This window comes from Pseudogemmobacter sp. W21_MBD1_M6 (assembly GCF_052119585.1).
Classification (GTDB): domain Bacteria; phylum Pseudomonadota; class Alphaproteobacteria; order Rhodobacterales; family Rhodobacteraceae; genus JBGQOJ01.
Window position 1 is genome coordinate 810,747 of sequence record NZ_JBGQOJ010000001.1, and the last position, 24,279, is coordinate 835,025.

The window sequence follows — 24,279 nt, forward strand, 5'->3', positions numbered from 1 at the left end:
CACCTTGGGGGTTCTGAGTGACAACGGACGTGGCAAACACGACGCCCATGATGGCGCAATATCTGGACATCAAAACCGCGCACAAGGACGCCTTGCTGTTCTACCGCATGGGCGACTTCTACGAGATGTTCTTTGACGATGCTGTCGCCGCCTCTGCGGCGCTGGATATTGCGCTTACAAAACGCGGCAAGCATCTGGGAGAAGATATTCCCATGTGCGGGGTGCCGGTTCATGCCGCGGAAAACTATTTGCTGACGCTGATCCGCAAAGGGTTTCGCGTTGGCGTCTGCGAGCAACTGGAAGACCCTGCCGAGGCCAAGAAACGCGGGTCGAAATCCGTCGTGCACCGCGGGGTCGTGCGGCTGGTGACCCCCGGCACCCTGACCGAAGATTCCCTGCTGGAAGCACGGCGTCACAATTACCTTGCCGCCTTTTCCGAAGTGAGGGACGAGGCCGCCCTGGCCTGGGTCGACATCTCTACCGGAGAGTTCAGGGTCATGCCCTGCCCCCCTGTCCGGCTTTTGCCGGAATTGGCGCGACTGGCCCCGAGTGAGCTGATCGTATCCGAGGCGGATGAGTTGAATTTGGCTGAGTTAGTCTCTGAATCAGGGGCCGCCTTGACGCCGTTGGCGCGCAGCAGCTTTGACAGCACCTCTGCCGAAAAGCGGCTGATGGACGTGTTCAATGTCGGCTCTCTGGATGCCTATGGCCAGTTTTCGCGGGCAGAGCTTTCGGCAATGGGCGCGATTGTCGAATATCTGGACATCACACAAAAAGGGAACCTTCCCCTGCTTCGCCCGCCCCTGCGCGAGTCTGCAAACCGGCAAATGCAGATCGACGCAGCGACACGGCGCAATCTTGAACTGACGCAAAGCCTGTCAGGCGGGCGCGATGGCTCTTTGATCGCCGCAATTGATCGCACGGTGACAAGCGGTGGCGGTCGGTTGCTGGATCGCCGCCTGTCCAGCCCCTCGCGGGATCTGGAGGTGATACATGCGCGACAGGATGCCGTGACGTTCATGGTAACGAACCCACGGTTGACGTCCGAGCTGCGCAGCACTCTTCGGCGCGCCCCCGACCTTGACCGCGCCCTATCGCGTCTGGCGCTTGACCGCGGCGGCCCGCGCGATCTTGTCGCGATCAGGAACGGCTTGGCAGAGGCGGGGCAAATCCTTTCGCAATTCTCGAATCACGACCTTCCTGCGCTTCTTGGTCGGGAAAGCCGGGCGTTGACCGGCCACAACACGCTGATCAGCGTTCTTGACGAGGCACTGGTGGCCGAACCGCCTTTGCTGCTGCGGGACGGCGGCTTTATTGCGCCGGGATACGACACCGACCTTGACGAAGCGCGAAGCCTTCGCGACGATGGTCGGCAGGTGATCGCCGCGATGCAGACCGATTATATCGGTCAGACAGGTATTTCGGGGCTTAAAATCAAGCACAACAATGTTCTGGGTTATTTCATAGAAACGACAGTAACCCATGCCGAAAAGATGCTGTCGGACCCCTTGAACCAGACCTTCATCCACCGCCAGACAACCGCCAATGCGGTGCGGTTCACAACGGTGCCCCTGTCCGAGATGGAAACAAAGATTCTGAACGCCGGAAACCGGGCGCTGGAAATCGAAAAGCGGCTCTATATTGGCCTGAAACAGAAAATTCTTGACCACGCGGCACCGATCAACGCCGCAGCACAGGCGCTGGCGGAAATTGATCTGTCAGCCTCTTTGGCTGATCTGGCGACCGGCGAGAGCTGGGTTGCGCCAACGGTTGACCGCAGTCGGGCATTCGACATCCAAAATGGCCGGCATCCTGTGGTGGAACGGGCACTGCGCAAACAATCCGGCGCACCCTTCGTTCCCAACGACTGCATGTTGTCCAAGGGTGCGGACGGCGCGGCGATCTGGTTGCTGACCGGCCCGAATATGGCAGGTAAGTCCACCTTTCTGCGGCAAAATGCGGTCATCGCGATTCTGGCGCAGATGGGATCCTTTGTTCCCGCCTCGTCAGCGCATATCGGTCTGGTATCGCAGCTGTTCAGCCGCGTCGGCGCGTCGGACGATCTGGCGCGGGGGCGATCTACCTTTATGGTCGAAATGGTCGAAACCGCCGCAATCCTGAATCAGGCCGACGATCACGCCCTGGTCATTCTGGATGAAATCGGACGCGGCACAGCGACCTACGACGGCCTGTCCATCGCCTGGGCCACGCTGGAACATCTTCACGACACCAACGGCTGCCGCGCGTTGTTTGCCACGCACTATCACGAACTGACCGCATTGTCCGGCAAGCTTTCAGGGGTCGAGAACGCAACCGTCACGGTAAAAGAGTGGGAGGGCGATGTCATTTTCCTGCACGAGGTCAAAATGGGCGCCGCAGACCGGTCCTACGGTGTGCAGGTCGCGCGACTGGCCGGATTGCCCGCGACCGTGGTTGACCGGGCCCGCATCGTTCTTGAGGCCCTTGAAAAGGGCGAGCGCGAAGGCGGGACACGGCAGAAAGCCCTGATTGACGATTTACCGTTGTTTTCGGCGGCACCGATGGTCGCACCCCGACCCGTCGCCAAGACAAGCGCCGTGCAGGACCGCCTGAACGATGTGCACCCGGACGAGCTCTCTCCGAAGGATGCGCTTGCCTTGATTTACGAACTGAAAGAGATCGCGAAAAAATAAAGCCCCGGCAAGGCGGGGCTTTATTTGTTATTTCGGGCTGGAAGAAACGCCAACCTGAGCAGGCCGCAGCAACCTGTCGTGCAACATGAAGCCATCGGCCATCACCTGGATGATGTCGCCGGCTTTGGTTCCGGGCACGGGTGCCTCGAACATCGCCTGATGCAGTTGCGGGTCGAACTTTGAACCGATTTCCGGCGTGATCGGGTCGATGCCGTGCTTTTTAAACACATTGATAAGCTCGCGCATGGTCAGGTCGATGCCGTCCATCACGGCACCGGCCGCCGCCCGCTGCTCGTCCGTCATTGCTTCCAGCGCGCGCTTCAGGCTGTCAAAAACCGGAAGCATGTCGCGCGACAGTTTTGATCCGCCATACTGCTCCGCCTCGCGGCGATCACGGTCGCTGCGTTTGCGGGCATTTTCGGCGTCGGCCAAGGCGCGCATGAACCGGTCACGCATGTCGTCGCGTTCCGCACGCAGTTGATCAAGCTCGTTCACCTGCTCTTCAAACCCAAGCTCGTCTTCGGCAAAGCCTTCGGCCTCGGTCAATTCAATTTCGTCGATCGTGTCTTTGTTAGCGTCTGCCATCTCTCTACCCTTTGCCCTGATCTGAAATCAGCTTTCCGACCAGTTGCGCCGTATAGTCTACAATTGGGACGATCCGACCATAGTTCAATCGTGTCGGCCCAATGACGCCTACGGCACCAATAATCTTTCGGTCAGCGTTCATATATGGACTGACAACCAAAGAGGAACCCGAAAGTGAAAAGAGTTTGTTCTCTGAGCCAATAAAAATGCGAACGCCTTCGCCATCTTCGGCCAATTCCAGAAATTCGGCGATATCGCGCTTACGCTCCAGATCATCGAACAACTGCCGGATGCGTTCCAGTTCTGCTGGTTCGACGTCTTTATCCAGAAGATTGGACCGCCCCCGAACGATCAACCGCTCATAGCTTTGACCTTCGTTTTCCCAAACGGCAAGGCCGCTCTCGACCATTTCATGCGCGAGACTGTCGATCTCTTGCCGCCGCGCCTTCACCTCGTGTTCCATCACGCGGCGCAATTCGGAAAGAGTGCGCCCCTCGGCCAGCGCATTCAGAAAATTGGCAGCCTCTCTCATGGAGGATGGCGTTTGTCCGGCAGGCGGGTTGAACACGCGGTTTTCGACATGCCCGTTCGCAAAGACCAGAACGACAAGGGCGCGGTCGGGCGCAAGGCTTACAAATTCGATATGCTTGATCGGCGCCTCTTGCTTTGGCGCAAGTACCAGACTGGCCCCCTGCGTCAGACCAGACAACGCAGACCCGATACGGTCCAGCATTGTTCCCACTCCCCGCTCGTTCGACCCAAGCGTCGCGTCGATCTTTTCCTGATCGTCGCGGGTCATATTGCCGACCTCCATCAGGCCATCGACAAACATTCGCAGACCCAATTGGGTCGGAATCCGCCCGGCAGAGACATGCGGACTGTCCAGCAGGCCCAGAAATTCCAGATCCTGCATCACATTCCGGATCGTTGCCGCGCTGATCTTTTCGTTCAGGGTCCGCGACAGGGTCCGCGACCCGACAGGATCACCGGTTTCAAGGTAACCTTCGACGACACGCCGGAAAACCTCTCGGCTGCGATCGTTCATCTCGGTAAACATCTTGGAGCGGTCGTTCATAAACTTGCGGTTCCCAAAGGTGACGCCATTAAAGAGCATATGGGGTTGGCGTCAATCGGGGTTGCCTTTCAAAGGGCCCCAAGGGTATTTGGGCGCAATCCAACAAAGGAAATCCATATGCGCCCCTCCGGTAGAAAAATAGACGAAATGCGTCTCATTTCAATTGAAACCAACGTGACCAAGCATGCCGAAGGCTCTTGCCTGATCAAATGTGGCGATACCCACGTCCTTTGCACCGCAACACTGGACGAGCGGGTGCCGCCCTTCCTGAAGAACTCCGGCCTTGGGTGGGTCACCGCAGAATACGGGATGCTGCCCCGCGCCACCAATACCCGCATGCGCCGTGAGGCCAAGAACGGCCAATCCGGCCGGACACAGGAAATTCAGCGCCTGATTGGTCGCGCCCTGCGCGCTGGTGTGGACCGTGTGGCATTGGGCGAGCGTCAGATCACCATAGATTGCGACGTCATTCAGGCGGACGGCGGCACACGTTGCGCCTCGATCACCGGCGGATGGGTCGCTCTTCGTCTGGCTGTGAACAAGCTTATGAAGACGGGCGAAATCATTTCCGACCCGATGACCGATCCCGTTGCCGCCATCAGCTGCGGCATCTACGCCGGTCAGCCGGTTCTGGATCTGGACTACCCCGAGGACAGCGAAGCCGGCGTAGATGCCAACTTTGTCATGACAGGCAGCGGTCGTCTGATTGAAATTCAGATGGCAGCCGAAGGCGCAACATTCTCTAGGGCTGAAATGTCGGAACTGCTTGATCTGGCAGAAAAAGGCACAGCGCAGCTTGTGGCAGCACAAAGGGCAGCGGTGTAATGCGCAAACTGGATGGCGACACACTTCTGGTGGCAACCCACAACAAGGGCAAGCTGGACGAGATCGCAGATCTTTTGTCGCCATTCGGGATCACCGTAGTTTCAGCTGCCGACTTCGACCTGCCCGAGCCTGAAGAAACCGAAACCACCTTTGTCGGGAATGCGCGGATCAAGGCGCATTTCGCCGCAAAGGCCACGGGGCTGCCCGCCCTTGCCGACGACAGCGGCATAGAGGTCGATGCCCTGAATAAAGCGCCCGGTGTCTATACCGCAGATTGGGCCGAAACCCCCAATGGCCGCGATTTCGTTATGGCCATGACCAAGGTAAACGACCTGCTAAATGCCAAATCGGCGCCGGAACCACGGACGGCGCGGTTCTGCTGCACGCTTGTACTGGCCTGGCCCGATGGCCATGACGAGGTGTTCGCGGGCAAGATGGAAGGCAAGGTTGTCTGGCCTATGAACGGCACCCTTGGCCACGGCTATGACCCCATGTTTCAGCCTGATGGCTATGACGTGACCTTCGGCGAAATGGATCGGTGGGAAAAGAACAAGATAAGCCACCGCGCCGACGCATTTGCGAAACTGGTCGCTGGCTGTTTTGGCTGACGATTGGGAAAATGGCGGTTTCGGCCTTTATATTCACTGGCCCTTTTGTATGGCTAAGTGCCCCTACTGCGACTTCAATTCGCATGTTTCGGCAACGATTGATCAGCACCGCTGGTTAAGGGCCTATCTGTCAGAGCTTGACCGTGTCGGCGTTGAGACATCTGGGCGCGTCCTGCGTTCCATTTTCTTTGGCGGTGGCACACCCAGCCTGATGGACCCCGAAATCGTTGCCGCCATTCTGGGAAAAATCCGCCGCCTTTGGCCCGCAGCCAATGACCTCGAGGTGACGCTGGAGGCCAATCCAACCTCGATCGAGGCGGGGCGTTTTCGTGGGTATCGCGATGGCGGTGTCAACCGGATCTCGATGGGGGCGCAGGCCCTGAATGACGAAGATTTGCGGAAACTGGGCCGCCTTCACACCGTCGCCGAGGCGCGCAAAGCATTCGACATCGCCCGCGCGACATTTGATCGGGTTAGTTTCGATCTGATTTATGCCCGTCAGGATCAAACGATAGACGCATGGCGCGCTGAATTGTCAGAGGCGCTGGCGATGGCTGTCGACCACCTGTCCCTGTATCAGCTTACAATCGAAGACGGCACAGCCTTTGGTGACAGATACGCCAGGGGAAGACTGCGCGGCTTGCCTCAGGATGATCTGTCGGCAGACATGTATGCCCTGACGCAAGACCTGTGCGATGCGGCTGGCTTTAACGGCTATGAAGTCTCTAATCATGCCAAAATCGGTGAAGAATCTCGACACAACCAGATCTATTGGCGCTATGGCGACTATGCCGGAATTGGCCCGGGTGCCCATGGGCGACTTACGCTGGACGGGCACCGCTATGCGACAGAGGCGCTGCGCCAGCCAGGCGCCTGGCTGAACGCAGTGGAAAAAAACGGCACTGGGGAAAATCCAATGGACGCCATCAGCGGACCCGATCAGGCCTGTGAGTTTTTGATGATGGGACTTCGATTGCGCGAAGGTGTCGATATGAGCAGATACCAAAACCTTGCTGGTTTCCCGCTGAGTTCACGTAAAATCAATGACTTAACTGATATTGGCGTTATATCTGTGTCGGATGGCAGGCTTCGGACAACAGATCGAGGTCGCGTCCTTTTGAACGCAGTCATTCGCGACCTGCTGCCCGACTAAGCATCAATAATTAGGATTGCCCTTCGGCATGGATGTCAGAATACGGCAAAGTTCGTCCAACTGCTCCAGCGTGTCATACTGAATCGCAAGCTGCCCCGCCTCTTGCCCGGGCTTGTGGTCAATCCGGACCTTCATTCCCAAATTGGCTGACAGGTCACCCTCAAGCGCCTTGCTGTCGGCGTCTTTTTCCGTCGAAACGCGTGGTTTAGTCTCTTTCTTGGACTGTGGTTGCTTTGCCAGACGCTCCGTCTCTCGAACTGACAGCCCGTTGACGACAACAAGCCGTGCCAACGCGACCGGATCATCAGTCGTGATCAACGCCCTTGCATGGCCCGCCGAAAGACGGCCATCGCGCAGCATTTCCAGAACCTCTTCCGGCAACTGCAGCAAACGCAACAGATTCGCGATATGACTGCGGCTTTTGCTCAAAGCCTCGCCCAGCTTTTCTTGCGTGTGGCCGAATCGGTCCATCAATTGACGATACCCCATCGCCTCTTCAACCGGGTTAAGATCGGCGCGCTGGATATTCTCGATGATCGCGACTTCCAGAACTTCGGAATCTGTAAACTCGCGGATAAGCGCAGGAACGGCATGTAATTGCGCCATTTGTGCAGCGCGCCAGCGACGCTCGCCAGCAACAATCTCGTAAGTTCCTGTTTTTCTCGGGTTTTCTCGCAGAATTAGGGGTTGGATTATTCCCTTTTCGCGGATCGACGCCGCAAGGCTCTCCAAATCATCTGCCGTAAAACTGCGGCGTGGCTGATCGGGGTTCGGATATATCATTTCTACCGGAATAAATTGATCCAACCGTTTTTGAGGCGCATTTTCAGAAACTTGCGGTTCCGGACTGACGTCGGCCATAAGCGCAGACAATCCCCGGCCTAGGCCCCGCCGCTCTGTTTTTGGTTTGTCTGACATCTTTTGGTGCTCCTCTTACGCTAATTCTGCTTGGCGACTGATCAATTCCAACCCCAATGACCGATACGCCTGACTGCCCTTGGATAACGAGTCATAGTTCAGCACCGGCATCGAAAATGATGGCGCCTCGCTCACCCTTACGTTTCTCGGAATGACGGTTCGAAATACCAAATCGCCAAGATTGTCACGCGCGTCTTTTTCTACCTGCTGAGATAGATTGTTTCGACTATCATACATCGTCAGCACAACGCCCTCTATCCTCAAGCCCTTGTTCGCAGTCTGGCGAATTTCACGAATAGTCAGCATAAGCTGTGACAGTCCCTCAAGGGCAAAGAACTCGCTTTGCAGCGGAACGAGTACCGAATGCGCCGCAACCATTGCATTGACGGTCAAAAGGTTAAGCGAGGGCGGGCAGTCGATCAGGATATAGTCAAATTTGAAGCGATCAATGCCCGGATGTCGCAATGCGTCGTGGAGTAAGTGACTGCGCTTCTCGTTTGAAACCAATTCGATATCCGCAGAACTAAGGTCTGTTGTGGCGGGCGCGATCATCAGCCCCTCGACATTGGTCTTGACGATGACTTCTTCTAACGGGGCCTCATCCAACAGCAAATCATACGTCGTCAGCCCACGATCCTCTGAAAATATACCCAATCCTGTCGAGGCATTGCCCTGAGGGTCCAGATCGATCAGCAGAACATTCAGTCCCTCCTCGGCCAAGGCGGCTCCCAGATTAATCGCCGTCGTTGTTTTACCGACGCCGCCCTTCTGATTCGCAATCGCGATAATCTTAGGCCCACTTGGGCGAAAAAGGTCAGACACGCGCAATATCTCCAATTTCAAGAATAACGGCATTTGCATCGGTCGTGCTTGCGTGGGCATCGCATTTGAAATTCCAAACCTCAGAAGCCGCCCGCAACTCAGCCTCGTACATCGCGCCCTTCTGGAATAAAGCAGTTCCACCACATCGTAAGTGACGTTCCGCGAACGACAAGAGCACCGCCAACGGGGCAAGCGCCCGAGCGGACACAATGTCTGCCTTCAAGGGTTCAATATTTTCCACTCTCTCGGCAAGAATCGCAACGTTCACACCCGTTTCACGCGCAACTGTGGATAAAAACGCCGCTTTTCTGACGTCGCTCTCGACAAGTGTAACTTTCAACTGCGGGGAGGCTTCCTTTGCCAGGATGGCGACAATAAGGCCGGGAAAACCGCCGCCGCTTCCAAAATCCACCCAGCTTTCCACGTCGCTTGATGCAAGGTCGAAAACCTGAGCCGAGTCATGAAAGTGCCTGCCCCAAGCTGCATCAATCGTTGATTTTGAAACGAGATTGATTGCGGGGTTCCATTTACGCAAAAGTCCGGCATAGCAATCCAGCCGTTCCAATGTTTCACGTGAAACATTATTTTGTTCAAGAAATTCGTCGCGCGCTTGATCGGTCATCCCTACGCCTGTCGCTTTCGCTCACCCTGCCGAATCCTGGCAAGGATTAGCGTCAGCGCAGCTGGTGTCATGCCGTCAATTCGACCGGCCTGTGCCAAAGTCCGCGGACGAACGCGCTCAAGTTTCATCTTCAGTTCATTTGAAAGACCGTCCAGCGGCGCATATTCAAAAGAAACGGGAATTTCATGCGCTTCATCGCGTTTCATAGCATCCACATCTCGACGCTGCCGGTCTAGATAGTTCACATAAAGCGCATCACGTTCGATCTGATCGCGGGTCTCTTCGCCTATATCGTCAAGCGATGCATCAAAATCGATCAGGTTGTTGAAACTGACATCAGGGAACGACAAAAGCTCTAGACCATTCCTGCGCTGGCCATCCTGATTTATCCGAACACCTGTCGCTGCAACCTGTTTAGGTGTCAAAGAAAGCGAAGTCAGACGGGATTTTGCCTTATCAAGCTCATCCAATTTTCTTGAAAAACTTTGCCACCTTGCATCACCAACGCAGCCCACTTCACGGCCAATTGCAGTTAATCGCTGATCTGCGTTGTCAGCCCGTAAAGACAATCGGAATTCTGCACGCGACGTGAACATGCGGTAAGGCTCTGTCACACCCCGCGTTACAAGATCATCAATCATCACGCCAATGTAACTTTCAGAGCGATCAAAGACGTAAGACCCGCGATCAATCGCGCGCATTGCAGCGTTCAGTCCAGCCACCACTCCTTGAGCAGCGGCCTCTTCGTAGCCGGTCGTGCCGTTGATTTGCCCCGCAAGGAACAACCCCGCAACCGACTTCACTTCTAACGAAGAGGTCAGGTTTCGGGGGTCGACATAATCGTATTCTATGGCATAGCCAGGCTGAATAATCCTAGCGTTTTCAAGTCCATAGATCGATTGAACGTAGTCTTCCTGAACGTCCTGAGGCAGGGATGTTGAAATCCCGTTTGGATAAATCGTATCATCATCCAGACCCTCTGGTTCAAGAAAAACCTGATGAGACGTCTTATCAGAAAAACGAACGACTTTGTCTTCGATAGATGGGCAGTAACGCGGCCCGACGCCCTCGATATGACCACCATACATCGCAGAACGCGCCAAATTGTTGCGGATGATGTCATGCGTCTTTTCATTTGTATGGGTAATCCCGCACGAAACCTGCCTTGGCAGCGGAAGCCGGGCAAGAAACGAGAAACGAACCGGGTCGTCGTCGCCCGGTTGCTCATCCAGAACATCCCAATTGATCGTTTTTCCATCAAGTCTGGGCGGTGTGCCTGTTTTCAAGCGCCCAAGCGTCAATCCAAAAGAGTCCATACGCTGCGCCAGCAGGACGGACGGATTGTCGCCCATGCGCCCGCCCGGTTTTGTAACATCCCCTATATGAATGACGCCGCGCAAAAAGGTTCCTGTCGTCAGCACAACAGACTTCGCAGACAGGTGGGATCCGTCTTGCAGAATAACGCCTGCTACATCGCCAGCGTTCATGATAAAATCGACGGCCTCCCCCTCAATAACTGATAGGTTCGGGGTCGAAAAAATCTCCGACTGCATTGCTTCACGGTACAATTTGCGATCGGCCTGCGCCCGCGGCCCCTGCACAGCCGGACCCTTTCTCCGGTTCAAAAGACGAAATTGAATACCGGACCGGTCCGCAACGCGCCCCATCAAGCCATCAAGCGCATCAATCTCGCGCACCAGATGGCCTTTTCCAAGGCCGCCAATTGCAGGATTACAGGACATGACCCCGATCGCATCGCGTTTCAACGTCACCAATGCCGTGCGCGCACCCATCCGCGCTGCGACATGCGCAGCGTCAGAACCCGCGTGGCCCCCCCCAATAACGACGACATCAAAGTCCAAATGTTTCACGTGAAACACTCCCTACTTCCCAAGGCAAAAGCTTGCGAAGATTTCATCCAGAATATTCTCAACATCAACTCGGCCGACCAAAGCATCCATTGCGCGAATCGCGGCGCGCAAATCCTCTGCTGCCAATTCAGCTCTGTCAGGCCCGTTCATTACTTCGATTCGGGCGATTTCTAAAGCACTTATCCCTTTATTGATCGCAATACGATGGCGCTCTCGTGTGGCGGTTGCCGCCCTGCCGGCGCGCTCTAGCAAAACCGCAGCAATCCGGTCCACAAGAATCGAGACACCCTGCCCCGTCACACCAGAAATTCCATCTTTAGTATCAGGCCTCAAGTCGGCCTTTCCAATCAATTCGATATCACCATCAACAGGTGTCAGGTCAATCTCTGTCTGCTCCGGATCCCTTAGGAACACGCGCAGATCTGCCGCTTTTGCGCGCTCGATCGCACGGCCGATGCCAATATTTTCGACAACATCGTCTGTTTCCCGCAAGCCAGCTGTATCCAATACTGTCACAGCAAGCCCGCGCAGATCCATCCGCACTTCGATCACATCACGGGTTGTTCCCGCATATTCCGAGGTAATCGCTGCCTCACGCCCCGCAAGAGCGTTCAGCAATGTCGACTTTCCGGCATTCGGCGGCCCAACAATCGCAACCTCAAACCCGTCTCGAATTCGTTCGGATATTTTCGTGCCCTCGGATTCGACCCGCAACTCATCCACCACACTATCCAGCAATTCCAGAACTTCGGGCGAAACATCAACCGGAACATCTTCATCAACAAAGTCTATCGTTGCTTCCAGTAATGCCGCCGCCCTGATCAAACGCTTGCGCCACCGCTCTGCCTTGTCACCAAGCGCCCCGGAAAGCACCCTAAGCGCTTGCCGTCTTTGTGATTCAGTCTCGGCCTCAACCAGATCGGCCAAGCCTTCAACCTGTGCCAGATCAAGACGCCCGTTTTCCAATGCGCGCCGTGTGAATTCCCCCGGGTCCGCCAACCGCAATGTCTCTATATCTGAGAGCGTCCTTAGGACAGCGGCAACCGTTGCCTGGCTGCCATGAAGCTGCAGTTCCGCCGTATCTTCGCCGGTGAAACTATGTGGCCCCTTGAACGTCAGCACGAGCGCGTCATCAAGGTGGATACCTTGGCTGTCTGTCAACTTGCGAAGCCCGGCGACCCGATCCAGCGGCAGACTTCCCGCCAGCCGGGCCACAGCTGCCAGTGCCGAAGGGCCGGACAAGCGAACAATCGCAACACCTGCTTTTCCACGCGCGGTCGCCAGGGCGTAAATCGTATCCATAGGATTTAACCCACTGTTTTAAAACAATAAGTTATGTGTTCATCGAATCGAAGAACTCTGCGTTGCTCTTGGTTTGCTTCAGCTTGGAAATCAGGAACTCAATTGCATCCGTAGTGCCCATCGGGTTCAGAATTCTGCGCAGAACATAGGTCTTTTGCAGATCCATCTTTTCAATCAACAGCTCTTCTTTCCGGGTGCCCGACTTCAGAATATCCATCGCAGGGAACACGCGCTTATCGGCGACCTTGCGATCCAGAACGATCTCGCAGTTGCCGGTGCCCTTGAATTCTTCAAAGATGACCTCGTCCATGCGGCTACCCGTGTCGATCAATGCCGTGGCGATGATTGTCAGGCTTCCGCCCTCTTCGATGTTACGCGCCGCACCAAAGAAACGTTTTGGGCGCTGCAGGGCGTTCGCATCAACGCCGCCAGTCAGAACCTTACCCGACGACGGCACGACAGTGTTGAACGCGCGGCCCAGTCGCGTGATGGAATCAAGCAAAATGACAACGTCCCGCTTATGCTCTACCAGGCGCTTGGCCTTTTCAATCACCATTTCCGCAACCGCGACGTGACGTGTTGCGGGTTCATCAAAGGTAGACGACACCACCTCGCCTTTCACGCTGCGCTGCATGTCGGTGACTTCTTCTGGCCGCTCGTCGATCAGCAAAACGATCAGATAGCATTCCGGGTGGTTCTTCTCGATCGAGTTCGCAATATTTTGCAACAACACGGTTTTACCTGTCCGCGGTGGCGCAACAATCAACGCACGCTGGCCTTTGCCGATTGGCGACACAAGGTCGATGATGCGGGCGGACCGGTCTTTGATCGTTGGATCTTCGACTTCCATCTTCAGCCGCTCGTCGGGATAAAGAGGCGTCAGATTGTCGAACGCGACTTTATGACGGGCCTTTTCAGGGTCCTCGAAGTTGATCGAGGTCACACTGGTCATACCGAAATAACGCTCGTTCTCGCGCGGGGCGATGATGACGCCGTCGATTGTATCTCCCGTGCGCAACGAAAACTGCCGGATCATTTCAGGCGAGACGTAGATATCGTCCGGTCCGGGCAGATAGTTTGCCTCTGGCGACCGCAGAAATCCAAAACCGTCCTGCATGACCTCAAGCACGCCGTCGCCGGAAATCTCCCAGTCATCATCCGCGCGTTCCCGCAGGATGGAAAACATCATCTCGCCTTTGCGCATGGTTGATGCGTTTTCAATCTCCAGCTCTTCGGCCATCGACAGAAGGTTGGCAGGGGTGTTTGCCTTTAGCTCGGCAAGAGACAAGCGCTCTTTGGTCATTGGATATGCCCCGGACCGGCCATAAGGGCCATGTGGTCTATATGATATGGAAACAGGATAAGCCGGACGGCGTCCTTTGCATGTTCACTATGGCGAAACCTGATTTTTGTCAACGATGCTTAGAACGGCCGCGCGATCACTGAAATAACGATAACAAGCAGCAAGATCGTTGGAACCTCGTTCATCAGTCGGTATTGCCTGCCGGTGCGGGTGTTTGCACCTGCGATAAACTCTTTCCTGCGAAGACCAAGCCAATGATGGAACCATGTCATTGCAAGAACTGAAATGGCTTTTGTCCATGGCCAGACGGCAGTCCAGTCGACAATTCCGGGCGTCATCACCAACATCAAACCAAAAACCCAGGTCGCGATCATCGAGGGATTCATGATGAATCGAAGCAGCTTGTATTCCATGGTCTGGAACAGACTGTCTGTTTCTGTGCCGATCTTAACCTGTTCTACATGATAAACGAACAATCTCGGCAGATAGAACAGACCAGCCATCCAGGTGATGACAGAGATCACATGCAAGGATTTCACCCAGGGATACAGGCTCGCCAACAGATCACTCATGCGTTTTGTCCTTGTCCCCAGATCACCCGCTCTCTTTCTAAATAAATATATATAGAAAAGAAAAGGATGATGATTTTGTAGGCATGGGGATATCAGTGGATTATCGAGATATCCATGGGGTTACGCACAGAGAACGGGAATGTGTATAACTGAACGCGCGCCGCGTTTTGATCTCTGTGTTCTATAATTTACCATTTATTTTCATATACTTATATTTTATCAGTTTGTGAATAATGCAGTGGATAGTTTTCAGGAACCTGCCGGATTTACACTTCATACATCAAGATGAAGTTGTTCTTATCCACTGTTGATAAGACAGTCCCGGATTTGGCGGAACTGACCGATATTGACCCGCCCCGCGCCTTCATCCACAAAACGCGTAATTTCCGCGGTTCCTCTCGAAACTTATCCACAGGGATACCTACATGACCGACCGCCTTGTTCTCGCATCGGGTTCTGCCATCAGGCAGCAGCTTTTACGCAACGCGGGCGTGTCGTTCGAGGTTGTCGTGGCCCGGGTGGACGAAGATGCCATTCGCGCCTCTCTTGTTGCAGAGGGTGCCGGCCCGCGGGATATTGCCGATGCTTTGGCAGAGTATAAAGCCAGGCGCGTGGCTGAAAAGCACCCCGACGCGCTGGTCATCGGATGTGATCAAATTCTAGAGGTGAACGGCAAGATCCTGTCAAAACCTGAAACCCCCCTGCAAGCACGCGAACAGCTCGAAGCGCTTCGCAATACCCGTCACCAGCTTTTGTCCGCGGCGGTGATCTATGAGGACGCCAAGCCGGTATGGCGCCATACCGGCATGGCCAGATTGCAGATGAGACAGTTTTCCGACGCTTTTATGGACGACTATATAGACCGCAATTGGGACAGTATCCGCCACTCTGTCGGCTGCTATAAGCTGGAAGAAGAAGGTGTTCGGCTTTTTTCCCGGATCGAAGGTGACTATTTTACGATCCTTGGCCTGCCTTTGCTGGAAATGCTTTCCTACCTGACATTACGAGGAACCTTGACGACATGACCAAGACGCGAATTCCGTTGGCCGGACTGCTGGGCAGCCCTGTGTCGCATAGTAAATCCCCGATTTTGCACGGCTATTGGTTGAAACGCTACGGGATTGCGGGCCATTATATCCCGATGGATGTGGCCCATGACGATCTTCCGCAGGTCTTGAATACATTGCCAAAACTGGGCTTTGTCGGGGTTAACGTCACGATTCCACACAAAGAGGCGGTTCTTGCGATTGCCGATCTGGTCACCGACCGTGCATCGCTGATCGGCGCCGCCAATACGCTGATCTTCCGCGAAGACGGGAAAATCCATGCGGACAACACCGATGGCTACGGGTTCATAGAGAACCTGCGTCATGGCGCACCCGATTGGCAGCCAAAGGCCGGTCCCGCCGTTGTTTTTGGTGCTGGTGGTGCGTCGCGCGCTGTCATCGCGTCGCTTCTGGATGTGGGCGTAACCGAAATCCGGCTGGCAAACCGGACCCGACAAAGAGCCGAGGCCTTGCGTCAGGAATTTGGGCCGAAGATCATCGTCGTGGATTGGGTTCAGGCCGGAAATGTGATCGAGGATGCGGCGACCGTCGTGAATACCACATCTCTGGGAATGGTCGGCAAGCCAGAGTTCCGTGTTCCGCTTGATGCTTTGAGCCCTGCATCCGTAGTGACCGATCTGGTCTATACCCCGCTGCGCACCGGGTTTCTTGACGCAGCAGAGCGGGCAGGTTGCACCACGGTCGATGGCCTTGGCATGCTTTTGCATCAGGGCGCACCGGGGTTTGAACGGTGGTTCGGCGTCAGGCCAGAGGTGGACGAAGACACCCGCCGGGCGGTTCTGGGCGCATGAGCCGCAAAAGGCCGTTCCTGATCGGGTTGACCGGATCAATCGGCATGGGAAAATCGACAACGGCGGCGCTGTTCGCGAATGAGGGCATTCCCGTTTGGGATGCAGATAAGGTCGTTCACCGGCTTTATGAAAAGGACGGCGCGGGCGTCGCGGCGATCAGGCGGCTTTATCCGGATGCCGTGATTGACGACATGGTCAGCCGTGCGGTTCTGCGGGACCGGATCGCAAAAGACCCGAATGCGCTTGGCCGGATTGAGGCGGCCATTTTGCCCCTTCTTGCGAAGGATCGCGCCCGTTTTATCGACAATTGCGCGTCACCGATTGCGGTTCTGGATATGCCGACCCTGCTGGAGACGGGCGCTGACAAGCTGGTTGATCTGGTTGTCGTTGTCTCTGTGCCGCCGGATGTTCAGCGTGCGCGCGTCATGGAACGCCCCGGCATGACTGAGACGCAGCTCAACGTGATGCTGGCAAGGCAGATGCCTGACGCTGAAAAACGCGCCCGCGCTGACCATGTTATTCAAACGCTGACCCTTGAAGGGGCCAGAGCCTCTGTGCAATCCTTGGTGGACCAGATCAAAAGGCAGCTTTCCGATGCGTGAAATCGTTCTTGATACCGAAACCACCGGGTTCGAGCCGAATGACGGCGACCGCATCGTCGAAATTGGCGCGGTCGAGTTGTGGAACCACGTCCCGACCGGAGAGACCTATCACCAGTATATCAACCCTGAACGCATGATGCCGCAGGCCGCGTTCGAGGTTCACGGCCTAGGCGACGATTTTCTGCGCGACAAGCCGGTTTTCAAACATATCGGTCAGGCGTTTCTGGATTTCATCCGCGATTCAAAACTGATCATCCACAACGCCGCCTTTGACATGAAGTTTTTGAATGCGGAATTGAAATGGATGAACCTTCCGGCAATTCCGATGGATCAGGCGCTGGACACATTGATGATCGCGCGGAAAAAGTTCCCGGGTTCTCCGGCGTCGCTGGATGCGTTGTGCCGCCGGTTCGGTGTGAACAACTCTGCCCGCGAAAAACACGGGGCGTTGCTCGATTCCGAAATTCTGGCAGAGGTCTATCTGGAACTTATTGGCGGCCGGCAACCCGACTTTGCCTTGTCATCGGTGGCTGAAAACCGCCAGACGGACGCCCCGGATACGCAATGGCGGGCACGAACGCGCGCGGCCCCCCTGCCCTCAAGGCTGACAAATGAAGAAGCCGCAGCCCATTCTGCCTTTGTAGACAAAATGGGCGACGGCGCTTTGTGGAAAAAACTGGCCTCGTCCTAAGACAGCGTCGGCTTTTCGGCTTCGCCTTCGGCGCGACGGGCCATTTCCTGCCGATACAAGTTCAGGAAATCGACATTGTCGATGTTCAGCGGCGGGAAACCCCCGTCGCGGGTCACATCGCTGATGATCCGGCGAACGAACGGGAACAGCATCCGTGGGCATTCGATCAGCAAAAAGGGGTGAATCTGCTCTTCCGGCACGCCCTCGACGTGAAAAATGCCACCGTAATCCAGCTCCAGCAAGAACAACGAGGCACCCGTGCCCTTGTTCGTCGATGTCACTTTGAACTTTGTGACAATCTCGTATTGATGGTCTGTCGGGCGCTTTTTCGCATCCAGACTGACCTGCACCTGAATATCTGGCTGAACATCGCCATCAATCCCTTTTTGGACCAGAATATTCTCAAACGACAAATCACGAATGAATTGTCCCAGAACCTGCATTTTTACCTGAGGTGCCGCAGCTGGTGCGTCATTGCCGTTTTCGGCCATCGTCATACTCCCGATCGAAAAATAATTGTTCAGGTTCTAGCAGTTCGGGTGCAGGCCCTCAATGCTTTGTCCAACCTGATGGCTGCCGGGGTTCATTTTTATCGGGGGTCACATCTTCATACTCGGCGTCGATGACGGTAGAATCAGCGCGCGGCCGCGCCTGCGGCCGATCCCCCATCTCAAACGACTTCATCTGAACGCGGGCCCGCAGATATTTGTACACCGCCATCCGGACCGGTGGAAAAAGCAGAAGAAACCCAAGTGTGTCGGTGAAAAACCCCGGCGTGACCAGCAATGCGCCTGACAGCAGGATCATCGCGCCATGGGCCAAAGGCTCTGTCGGGTCCTTCAGCTCTTCGAACGATCTGCGCAATTGGTTCAGAGCCAAAGCACCCTGTGCCCTGACAAGAATAGTGCCAATCAAGGCGGTTGCGACGACGATTCCCAGTGTCGGCCATAGTCCCAAAAGCCCGCCGACCTGTATAAACAGGGCGATTTCGATCAGGGGGACGGCAACAAAGATCAAAAACAACACCATATCAGCCTCTTTTAATGTCCTTTGGCCGCAGTGGACTTGATCGCGACCCTGACTTACATATGTCCCTTAAGTACATGTTACCATATTTACTCTGAAACGAGGTTCGAATGAGCTCTGCCGTAGTCCAACTTCTGGTTCTGGCTGGAATCGCAATATTTCTGATTCTTCGTTTGAAGAATGTTCTTGGCACGCGCGAGGGTTTTGAAAAACCTCCCGTGGTGAAAGACAAGGACGAGGCAAGCTCTCGCGGGGGGCGCCGTGATTTCGAGGTGATCGAAGGCGGGCCTGACAGAGACATCACAGATCACGCCGCCGAGGGTAGCAATGCCGAAAAGGCATTGACGAAAATGAAGGCGGTAGATCCGTCTTTCAATGTAGGCTCGTTTCTTGAAGGTGCCCGTGGGGCATATGAAATGATCCTGATGGCATTCGAGCGTGGTGATCTGGCCGCGATCAAGCCGTTCCTGTCCGAAGATGTCTATGACACTTTCGCCGAGGTCGTGGCGGACCGTGAAATGCGGGGGCTGACCATAAAGACCGAATTCATCGGTATTCGTGAACTTGCGCTGTCCGACGCCGATTTTGACAGCACCACGTTCGAGGCCGAAATCACGGTAAAGTTCGTGGCCGAACTGACTACCGTTGTCCGCAATGCCGAAGGCGAGATCGTCGAGGGCAACCCCAACGCGATCAAACGCCAGAAAGACGTTTGGACATTTGCGCGTCAGATGGGCACCAACGACCCCAACTGGCAGCTGGTCGCAACGGGCGGATGAAGCGTGTCGCCTGGGCAGCAGCCGTCGTGGCAATATTCGCCATGACAGGGCCGTCCCAGGCTGCGCAATCAAGCATATCCGTTTTGCGTTTTCCCGACCTTAACGGCTGGGAAAGTGATGACCATCAGGCGGCTTTGGATGCATTCATGGAGACCTGCATTGATCTGAAAGACCCCGACTGGGCGTCTCTTTGTGCGTTGGCAGGCCAGCAATCAAGCCCCAGGGCTTTCTTTGAATTATTCTTTCGTCCCGTGTTGGTCGATGACGGCGCACCTGCCCTGTTCACCGGATATTTCGAACCTGAACTGACGGGGTCACTGACACAGACACCCCGCTTTCGGTATCCTTTATACCGCAAACCACCCGAGGCGAATTCAACCTCTCCCTGGCTGTCCCGCGCCGAGATCGAACAAAGTGATGCTTTGTCGGGGCGCGGGTTGGAAATTGTCTGGGTCGATGACCCGGTTGATGTGTTTTTTCTACAAATTCAGGGATCGGGGCGGGTGCGCCTGCAAGACGGACAAAGTCTGCGGGTCGGATATGGCGGGGCAAACGGTCAGCCCTATCGGTCTGTCGGGCAAGAGCTGATCCGGCGCGGCGTTTACCAGCCGCATCAGGTGTCTGCGCAGGTGATCCGGAACTGGGTCAAACGAAACCCGCAGGAGGGCGCCGATCTGTTGCGGCATAATCCGTCCTTCGTGTTTTTCCGCGAGGTCAGCGAGATTCCGGCACATAAGGGGCCGCTTGGGGCGATGAACCGGTCGGTTACACCGATGCGGACGATTGCCGTAGATCCTGCATTTACCCCGCTTGGCGCGCCGGTTTGGGTGGAAAAGGGCGGCGCGGGTGCGTTTCGGCGCCTTATGGTTGCGCAAGATACCGGATCGGCGATCAAGGGGGCGCAGCGCGCGGATATTTTCTTTGGCACGGGGGCGCAGGCCGGTCGCAAAGCCGGGCGGGTTCGTGACCCTGGCCGAATGATTGTTCTTCTGCCAATACAACGCGCCTATGCCATGCTGCCCGAGGAATAAAGATGTGCCGCAAGAAACCACGAGGCCTGCGCCCTGACGAGGCAGAGCTGTGGCAACGTGTGACCGAACGCGCTGTGCCCATGCACCCGCAACGCCCGATGCAGCCAGAGTCAATTGTGCTACCGGCCGGATTACCGACTGCGCGGCCTGCGAAAAAGCTTAAGGGTATCAAGACCTTTCAGTTGGGCCAATCCGCAATGGAAACCGCTCCGCCGCACAACTTTGCCCCAACCGTGTCGGAAAGGCTTGCGTCGGACCCGATCAGCATGGACGCCAAGGCCTTCACAAAGCTGAAGCGCGGCAAACTGCTGCCAGAGCGGCGCATTGACCTTCACGGAATGACAATCGCGCAAGCGCACCCTGTGCTGATCCGGTTTATTCTGGATGCGCATAGTGGCGGAACCCGGCTGGCCCTGGTGATCACCGGGAAAGGGAAGGACCGTGATGACAACGGCCCAATTCCGACCCGTCGGGGCATTCTGAAACAGCAGGTTCCACACTGGCTGTCGCTGCCGCCCCTTAGATCCGTTGTTCTTCAGGTGACAGAGGCGCATTTGCGGCACGGTGGCACGGGCGCCTATTATGTGTATTTGCGGCGGCAAAAGTAGAAAGCACCTGGGAAAAGGCCATACTCCCTTTGCTAGGGATCATGGCCCTGATGGCCCTTCTACAGGACGTAACGGCTCAAGTCGGTCGATCTGCTCAGCGCACCGATGTTTTTCTCGACAAAATCAGCATCGACGTTCACCTCTTCGCCTGATCGGTCTGGCGCGGAAAAGCTCAACTCCTCGAACACACGCTCAATCACCGTATACAGCCGGCGGGCACCGATATTTTCGACGGATTGGTTCACGTCGGCGGCGATTTTCGCCAGCGCCTTGATCCCGTCCTCGGTGAAATGAACGATGACGCCTTCTGTCGCCAGCATCGCGGAATATTGCAGCGTCAACGCATTGTCGGTTTCTGTCAGGATGCGAACAAAGTCGCCCTCTGTCAGGGCACGCAGCTCGACCCGGATCGGAAGACGCCCCTGAAGCTCTGGCAGCAGGTCGGATGGCTTGGCAATATGGAACGCACCCGAGGCGATGAACAGGATATGGTCGGTTTTGACTGGCCCGTATTTTGTCGACACGACCGTGCCTTCGATCAGCGGCAGCAGGTCGCGCTGCACACCTTCGCGGCTGACATCTGCGCCACGGGCATCCGATCGGGCGCAGACCTTGTCGATTTCGTCCAGAAAGACGATGCCGTTTTCCTGCACGGCCTCCAGCGCGGCGCGATGGACCGTTTCATCATCCAGCAGCTTGTCAGCCTCTTCACCCAGAAGCACATCATAGCTTTCCAGCACCGTCATTCTGCGTCGCACCGTGCGCCCGCCAAATGCTTTCCCGAAAATATCGCCAAGGTTCATCATGCCCATATCGCCGCCGGGTTGACCGGGAATGTTCATCATCGAGATCGGGTTTGCGGTGTCGGCAACGTCCAGCTCTATCATGGTTGCATCAAGATCGCCGCTGCGCAGTTTCTTGCGGAACATGTCACGGGTTGCCTCGCGCGCGTCTTTGCCTGCGATCGCTTCAAGAACGCGATCCTCGGCGGCGGCCTTGGCTGCGGCGGTGACATCTTCGCGCATGTGTTCGCGGGTCATGGAAATCGCGCTATCCACCAGATCGCGGATGATCTGTTCCACGTCGCGGCCAACATAGCCCACTTCGGTAAACTTGGTGGCTTCGACCTTGATAAAGGGCGCACGGGCAAGTTTGGCCAGCCGGCGGCTGATTTCCGTTTTGCCCACACCGGTTGGACCGATCATCAGGATGTTCTTGGGGTATACCTCGTCCCGCAGATCATCGCCCAACTGCTTGCGCCGCCAACGGTTGCGCAGGGCAACGGCGACCGCGCGTTTTGCGTCGGATTGGCCAATAATAAAACGATCAAGCTCGGATACGATTTCGCGCGGGGTCAGTTCGCTCATGTTTTGATCTTCTCTACGGTCAGGTTTCCGTTTGTGTAGACGCAAATGTCTGCGGCAATGGCCATCGCGCGGCGCGCAATTTCTTCGGCGGACAGGTCGGTGCCCATCAATGCCCGCGCGGCCGCAAGGGCATAGTTGCCGCCCGATCCTATCGCCGCAACATGATGTTCCGGTTCCAGCACGTCGCCCGCGCCGGTAATCACAAGCATATCCGTGCCGTCCGTGACGATCAGCATTGCTTCCAGCTTTTGCAGGTATTTGTCCGTGCGCCAGTCTTTTGCCAGCTCAACGCTTGCACGTGCCAGTTGTCCGGGGGTTGCCTCCAGCTTGACCTCAAGGCGCTCCAGCAGGGTGAACGCATCGGCGGTGGATCCTGCAAAACCGGCAATCACATCGTACCCGCCGGGGGAAAGTCGCCGCACCTTACGCGCGGTTCCTTTGATTACCGTCTGGCCAAGGCTGACCTGCCCGTCACCAGCGATAACAACCTCGCCACCCTTCTTAACGCCGATGATGGTCGTGCCGTGCCATCCCGGAAATCTGTCGTCTGCCATCTGTGCCTCCGTGTTCATGAATTATATGGACATCCCGGCGCGCAACAACAACCCGCTTTGCCTTGTCCCGCGCGGAACCCTTGGATAGCGTGCAGGCCATGGATCAGAAAAAAACCCTTTGCATCTATCTGGATGACGGCATGAAAGAGCGGGCAGAGACCGGCCAGCACAACTTCATGAAACGGATCAGGGCAGCGTTTGAAACGCAGGGGTTTTCTGTTGGATATTCCTTGAACACGGTCGAGAACCGACTTCGGTCCGCATCCGATCAGGGCTATTCCCTGTTTCATATGGATGACCCCTTTCATCCCCGCGCACTGACAACCCGGCGGGCGTATTTCTATCCATTCTGGCGGATCGAAAGCTCTGCAAAGCGGTGGGAGTGGGTCGTGGCACATGCCGCATTCGACGCGGCGGCGATAAACCGGAAACAGGCGGCCCAATTTGCGAACTTCTGGAAAAAGCGCCTGTTCAACGACGGGCCGGACCGGGCAACGCAGGACGGGTTTGTCTATATCCCGTTGCAGGGTCGCGTCCTTGATCACCGCAGCTTTCAGGTCTGTAGCCCGCTGGACATGATCAAGGCGACGCTGAAGCATGACGTTGCACGCAAGGTGATCGTCACATTTCATCCGAACGAGGTTTACTCTGGCGCCGAGCGGCAGGCGGTGCAGAAACTGGCCGACACAACGCCGCGCCTTAGGGTCATCGAGGGACAAATGGCAGAGCTGTTGCGGGGCTGCGATTACGTCGTCACCCAGAATTCCTCTGTCGCGCTAGCGGGGTTTTTCCATCATAAGCCAGCGATTTTGTTCGGGCAGATCGATTTCCACCATATTGCCGCGAATGTCGGCCGGACCGGTGTCGAGGCGGCATTCGCGCAAGTCACCGAAATAAAGCCCGATTATGACCGGTATTTGTTCTGGTTTCTGAAAAAGATGTCGATCAACGCCGGAAACCCGGACGCGGAAGCGCAGATTTTGACCATGGTCCAAAACCGGGGTTGGGTCGTTTGAAATTAAGAAGGGGCGCCAAGGCGCCCCGAATTCGTCTATTCCGATCCGCTAGATCGCGTCTTCGATCCAGCTTTGCAATGCGGCTTTCGGGGCCGCGCCGACCTTGTTGGACACAACCTGACCGTCCTTGAACAGGAACAGCGCCGGAATGCCGCGCACACCCATCTGGGCTGGCGAATTCGGGTTTTCGTCCACGTTCACTTTGACGATTTTGACTTTTCCGTCGAACTGGGCGGAAAGCTCTTCCAGCGCCGGGCCGATCTGCTTGCATGGGCCGCACCATTCGGCCCAGAAATCCACCACAACAGGGATGGTGGATTGTTTGACTTCGGCATCGAACGTGGCGTCTGTGACTGCAACGGTGGCCATTGTAATTCTCCTTGGGATGTCTGTTGTCAGGAACGTATGGACGCGCCCCG

Annotated in this window: 26 protein-coding genes; 12 read left to right on the top strand and 14 right to left on the bottom strand. The window is 56.0% G+C overall.

The genetic code is table 11. The features are described 5' to 3' along the window. The first annotated feature begins 47 nt into the window (after positions 1-47). A complete protein-coding gene (mutS, locus tag ACEN2R_RS03850; protein ID WP_442039505.1) occupies positions 48-2,672 on the top strand; it encodes a DNA mismatch repair protein MutS in 2,625 nt (874 codons plus the stop codon). A 27-nt stretch (positions 2,673-2,699) separates the two neighbouring features. Here mutS and ACEN2R_RS03855 read toward each other — a convergent pair whose 3' ends face one another. Both ACEN2R_RS03855 and hrcA read right to left on the bottom strand, forming a co-directional pair. Continuing rightward, on the bottom strand, positions 2,700-3,257 hold the full coding sequence (locus ACEN2R_RS03855) for a nucleotide exchange factor GrpE (RefSeq protein WP_442039347.1): 558 nt from the start codon (positions 3,255-3,257) through the stop codon (positions 2,700-2,702). 4 nt (positions 3,258-3,261) lie between these two features. Next, complete coding sequence (hrcA, locus tag ACEN2R_RS03860; RefSeq protein WP_442039349.1) at positions 3,262-4,332, bottom strand: heat-inducible transcriptional repressor HrcA; 1,071 nt, start codon at positions 4,330-4,332, stop codon at positions 3,262-3,264. Between the two features lie 117 nt (positions 4,333-4,449). Here hrcA and rph point away from each other — a divergent pair, with 117 nt between their 5' ends. The 3 genes from rph to hemW are packed head-to-tail and all read left to right on the top strand — an operon-like array spanning position 4,450 to position 6,918. Next, positions 4,450-5,157: a ribonuclease PH gene (gene rph / locus ACEN2R_RS03865; RefSeq protein ID WP_442039351.1), complete on the top strand. Its 708-nt coding sequence runs from the start codon at positions 4,450-4,452 to the stop codon at positions 5,155-5,157. Then, entirely contained in the window at positions 5,157-5,765 is a 609-nt protein-coding gene (gene rdgB, locus ACEN2R_RS03870; RefSeq protein WP_442039353.1) for an RdgB/HAM1 family non-canonical purine NTP pyrophosphatase, read from the top strand. Before rph ends, rdgB begins: the two co-directional genes overlap by 1 nt. A 49-nt stretch (positions 5,766-5,814) precedes the next feature. Further along, on the top strand, positions 5,815-6,918 hold the full coding sequence (gene hemW / locus ACEN2R_RS03875) for a radical SAM family heme chaperone HemW (RefSeq protein ID WP_442039355.1): 1,104 nt from the start codon (positions 5,815-5,817) through the stop codon (positions 6,916-6,918). Positions 6,919-6,921: 3 nt separating this feature from the next. Here the strand turns inward: hemW and ACEN2R_RS03880 are convergent, their stop codons facing one another. The 7 genes from ACEN2R_RS03880 to hemJ form a co-directional block, all read right to left on the bottom strand. After that, positions 6,922-7,836: a ParB/RepB/Spo0J family partition protein gene (locus tag ACEN2R_RS03880; RefSeq protein ID WP_442039357.1), complete on the bottom strand. Its 915-nt coding sequence runs from the start codon at positions 7,834-7,836 to the stop codon at positions 6,922-6,924. Positions 7,837-7,851: 15 nt separating this feature from the next. After that, positions 7,852-8,658, bottom strand: coding sequence for a ParA family protein (locus ACEN2R_RS03885; protein ID WP_442039359.1), 807 nt, complete (start codon positions 8,656-8,658; stop codon positions 7,852-7,854). After that, on the bottom strand, positions 8,651-9,280 hold the full coding sequence (rsmG, locus tag ACEN2R_RS03890) for a 16S rRNA (guanine(527)-N(7))-methyltransferase RsmG (protein WP_442039361.1): 630 nt from the start codon (positions 9,278-9,280) through the stop codon (positions 8,651-8,653). The genes ACEN2R_RS03885 and rsmG overlap by 8 nt, the downstream gene beginning before the upstream one ends. Positions 9,281-9,282: 2 nt before the next feature. Continuing rightward, positions 9,283-11,151 carry a tRNA uridine-5-carboxymethylaminomethyl(34) synthesis enzyme MnmG gene (mnmG, locus tag ACEN2R_RS03895; RefSeq protein ID WP_442039363.1) on the bottom strand — a complete coding sequence of 623 codons (1,869 nt, stop codon included), beginning with the start codon at positions 11,149-11,151 and terminating at the stop codon, positions 9,283-9,285. Between the two features lie 12 nt (positions 11,152-11,163). Beyond that, positions 11,164-12,453 (bottom strand): tRNA uridine-5-carboxymethylaminomethyl(34) synthesis GTPase MnmE, encoded by a 1,290-nt coding sequence (gene mnmE, locus ACEN2R_RS03900; protein WP_442039365.1) that lies wholly within the window; start codon positions 12,451-12,453, stop codon positions 11,164-11,166. Between the two features lie 31 nt (positions 12,454-12,484). Beyond that, a complete protein-coding gene (gene rho, locus ACEN2R_RS03905; RefSeq protein WP_442039367.1) occupies positions 12,485-13,756 on the bottom strand; it encodes a transcription termination factor Rho in 1,272 nt (423 codons plus the stop codon). A gap of 119 nt (positions 13,757-13,875) precedes the next feature. Beyond that, entirely contained in the window at positions 13,876-14,328 is a 453-nt protein-coding gene (gene hemJ / locus ACEN2R_RS03910; protein WP_442039369.1) for a protoporphyrinogen oxidase HemJ, read from the bottom strand. 425 nt (positions 14,329-14,753) lie between these two features. Here hemJ and ACEN2R_RS03915 point away from each other — a divergent pair, with 425 nt between their 5' ends. Genes ACEN2R_RS03915 through dnaQ form a run of 4 tightly spaced genes read left to right on the top strand, consistent with a single transcriptional unit; the run spans position 14,754 to position 17,479 of the window. After that, positions 14,754-15,353, top strand: a complete 600-nt coding sequence (locus tag ACEN2R_RS03915) for a Maf family protein (RefSeq protein ID WP_442039371.1) — start codon at positions 14,754-14,756, stop codon at positions 15,351-15,353. Then, positions 15,350-16,186 carry a shikimate dehydrogenase gene (locus ACEN2R_RS03920; protein ID WP_442039373.1) on the top strand — a complete coding sequence of 279 codons (837 nt, stop codon included), beginning with the start codon at positions 15,350-15,352 and terminating at the stop codon, positions 16,184-16,186. Before ACEN2R_RS03915 ends, ACEN2R_RS03920 begins: the two co-directional genes overlap by 4 nt. Further along, positions 16,183-16,788, top strand: a complete 606-nt coding sequence (coaE, locus tag ACEN2R_RS03925) for a dephospho-CoA kinase (RefSeq protein WP_442039375.1) — start codon at positions 16,183-16,185, stop codon at positions 16,786-16,788. The genes ACEN2R_RS03920 and coaE overlap by 4 nt, the downstream gene beginning before the upstream one ends. Beyond that, positions 16,781-17,479: a DNA polymerase III subunit epsilon gene (gene dnaQ, locus ACEN2R_RS03930; RefSeq protein WP_442039377.1), complete on the top strand. Its 699-nt coding sequence runs from the start codon at positions 16,781-16,783 to the stop codon at positions 17,477-17,479. The genes coaE and dnaQ overlap by 8 nt, the downstream gene beginning before the upstream one ends. Here dnaQ and secB read toward each other — a convergent pair. Together secB and ACEN2R_RS03940 are read right to left on the bottom strand one after the other, a co-directional pair. Then, positions 17,476-17,970, bottom strand: coding sequence for a protein-export chaperone SecB (gene secB / locus ACEN2R_RS03935; protein WP_442039379.1), 495 nt, complete (start codon positions 17,968-17,970; stop codon positions 17,476-17,478). The two genes, dnaQ and secB, sit on opposite strands and share 4 nt — an antisense overlap. 58 nt (positions 17,971-18,028) lie before the next feature. Further along, positions 18,029-18,508 carry an FxsA family protein gene (locus ACEN2R_RS03940; protein ID WP_442039381.1) on the bottom strand — a complete coding sequence of 160 codons (480 nt, stop codon included), beginning with the start codon at positions 18,506-18,508 and terminating at the stop codon, positions 18,029-18,031. Positions 18,509-18,615: 107 nt separating this feature from the next. Between ACEN2R_RS03940 and ACEN2R_RS03945 the strand changes: the two genes are divergently transcribed. From ACEN2R_RS03945 to ACEN2R_RS03955, 3 genes are read left to right on the top strand one after another with little or no spacing between them, the layout of a single operon-like run. After that, entirely contained in the window at positions 18,616-19,284 is a 669-nt protein-coding gene (locus ACEN2R_RS03945) for a Tim44/TimA family putative adaptor protein (RefSeq protein ID WP_442039382.1), read from the top strand. Continuing rightward, the gene (gene mltA / locus ACEN2R_RS03950) at positions 19,281-20,315 is read left to right on the top strand and encodes a murein transglycosylase A (protein ID WP_442039383.1); all 1,035 of its coding nucleotides are present in this window, start codon (positions 19,281-19,283) and stop codon (positions 20,313-20,315) included. The genes ACEN2R_RS03945 and mltA overlap by 4 nt, the downstream gene beginning before the upstream one ends. A gap of 2 nt (positions 20,316-20,317) precedes the next feature. Beyond that, on the top strand, positions 20,318-20,923 hold the full coding sequence (locus ACEN2R_RS03955; protein ID WP_442039384.1) for a Smr/MutS family protein: 606 nt from the start codon (positions 20,318-20,320) through the stop codon (positions 20,921-20,923). A 59-nt stretch (positions 20,924-20,982) separates the two neighbouring features. Here ACEN2R_RS03955 and hslU read toward each other — a convergent pair whose 3' ends face one another. Continuing rightward, positions 20,983-22,290 carry an ATP-dependent protease ATPase subunit HslU gene (gene hslU, locus ACEN2R_RS03960; protein WP_442039385.1) on the bottom strand — a complete coding sequence of 436 codons (1,308 nt, stop codon included), beginning with the start codon at positions 22,288-22,290 and terminating at the stop codon, positions 20,983-20,985. Then, the gene (gene hslV, locus ACEN2R_RS03965) at positions 22,287-22,844 is read right to left on the bottom strand and encodes an ATP-dependent protease subunit HslV (RefSeq protein ID WP_442039386.1); all 558 of its coding nucleotides are present in this window, start codon (positions 22,842-22,844) and stop codon (positions 22,287-22,289) included. The genes hslU and hslV overlap by 4 nt, the downstream gene beginning before the upstream one ends. A 98-nt stretch (positions 22,845-22,942) precedes the next feature. On the opposite strand from hslV, the gene ACEN2R_RS03970 reads away from it, so the two are divergent. Beyond that, positions 22,943-23,860: a hypothetical protein gene (locus tag ACEN2R_RS03970; RefSeq protein ID WP_442039388.1), complete on the top strand. Its 918-nt coding sequence runs from the start codon at positions 22,943-22,945 to the stop codon at positions 23,858-23,860. Positions 23,861-23,908: 48 nt separating this feature from the next. Here ACEN2R_RS03970 and trxA read toward each other — a convergent pair whose 3' ends face one another. Next, positions 23,909-24,229, bottom strand: coding sequence for a thioredoxin (trxA, locus tag ACEN2R_RS03975; RefSeq protein WP_442039389.1), 321 nt, complete (start codon positions 24,227-24,229; stop codon positions 23,909-23,911). Between the last annotated feature and the right edge of the window lie 50 nt (positions 24,230-24,279).

Bases quoted from the DNA above. Each gene is read 5' to 3' on its own strand.
- mutS (WP_442039505.1), top strand. From the start codon at position 48: ATGATGGCGCAATATCTGGACATCAAAACCGCGCACAAGGACGCCTTG.
- ACEN2R_RS03855 (WP_442039347.1), bottom strand. From the start codon at position 3,257: ATGGCAGACGCTAACAAAGACACGATCGACGAAATTGAATTGACCGAG.
- hrcA (WP_442039349.1), bottom strand. From the start codon at position 4,332: ATGAACGACCGCTCCAAGATGTTTACCGAGATGAACGATCGCAGCCGA.
- rph (WP_442039351.1), top strand. From the start codon at position 4,450: ATGCGCCCCTCCGGTAGAAAAATAGACGAAATGCGTCTCATTTCAATT.
- rdgB (WP_442039353.1), top strand. From the start codon at position 5,157: ATGCGCAAACTGGATGGCGACACACTTCTGGTGGCAACCCACAACAAG.
- hemW (WP_442039355.1), top strand. From the start codon at position 5,815: ATGGCTAAGTGCCCCTACTGCGACTTCAATTCGCATGTTTCGGCAACG.
- ACEN2R_RS03880 (WP_442039357.1), bottom strand. From the start codon at position 7,836: ATGTCAGACAAACCAAAAACAGAGCGGCGGGGCCTAGGCCGGGGATTG.
- rsmG (WP_442039361.1), bottom strand. From the start codon at position 9,280: ATGACCGATCAAGCGCGCGACGAATTTCTTGAACAAAATAATGTTTCA.
- mnmE (WP_442039365.1), bottom strand. From the start codon at position 12,453: ATGGATACGATTTACGCCCTGGCGACCGCGCGTGGAAAAGCAGGTGTT.
- rho (WP_442039367.1), bottom strand. From the start codon at position 13,756: ATGACCAAAGAGCGCTTGTCTCTTGCCGAGCTAAAGGCAAACACCCCT.
- hemJ (WP_442039369.1), bottom strand. From the start codon at position 14,328: ATGAGTGATCTGTTGGCGAGCCTGTATCCCTGGGTGAAATCCTTGCAT.
- ACEN2R_RS03915 (WP_442039371.1), top strand. From the start codon at position 14,754: ATGACCGACCGCCTTGTTCTCGCATCGGGTTCTGCCATCAGGCAGCAG.
- ACEN2R_RS03920 (WP_442039373.1), top strand. From the start codon at position 15,350: ATGACCAAGACGCGAATTCCGTTGGCCGGACTGCTGGGCAGCCCTGTG.
- coaE (WP_442039375.1), top strand. From the start codon at position 16,183: ATGAGCCGCAAAAGGCCGTTCCTGATCGGGTTGACCGGATCAATCGGC.
- dnaQ (WP_442039377.1), top strand. From the start codon at position 16,781: ATGCGTGAAATCGTTCTTGATACCGAAACCACCGGGTTCGAGCCGAAT.
- secB (WP_442039379.1), bottom strand. From the start codon at position 17,970: ATGGCCGAAAACGGCAATGACGCACCAGCTGCGGCACCTCAGGTAAAA.
- ACEN2R_RS03940 (WP_442039381.1), bottom strand. From the start codon at position 18,508: ATGGTGTTGTTTTTGATCTTTGTTGCCGTCCCCCTGATCGAAATCGCC.
- ACEN2R_RS03945 (WP_442039382.1), top strand. From the start codon at position 18,616: ATGAGCTCTGCCGTAGTCCAACTTCTGGTTCTGGCTGGAATCGCAATA.
- mltA (WP_442039383.1), top strand. From the start codon at position 19,281: ATGAAGCGTGTCGCCTGGGCAGCAGCCGTCGTGGCAATATTCGCCATG.
- ACEN2R_RS03955 (WP_442039384.1), top strand. From the start codon at position 20,318: ATGTGCCGCAAGAAACCACGAGGCCTGCGCCCTGACGAGGCAGAGCTG.
- hslU (WP_442039385.1), bottom strand. From the start codon at position 22,290: ATGAGCGAACTGACCCCGCGCGAAATCGTATCCGAGCTTGATCGTTTT.
- hslV (WP_442039386.1), bottom strand. From the start codon at position 22,844: ATGGCAGACGACAGATTTCCGGGATGGCACGGCACGACCATCATCGGC.
- ACEN2R_RS03970 (WP_442039388.1), top strand. From the start codon at position 22,943: ATGGATCAGAAAAAAACCCTTTGCATCTATCTGGATGACGGCATGAAA.
- trxA (WP_442039389.1), bottom strand. From the start codon at position 24,229: ATGGCCACCGTTGCAGTCACAGACGCCACGTTCGATGCCGAAGTCAAA.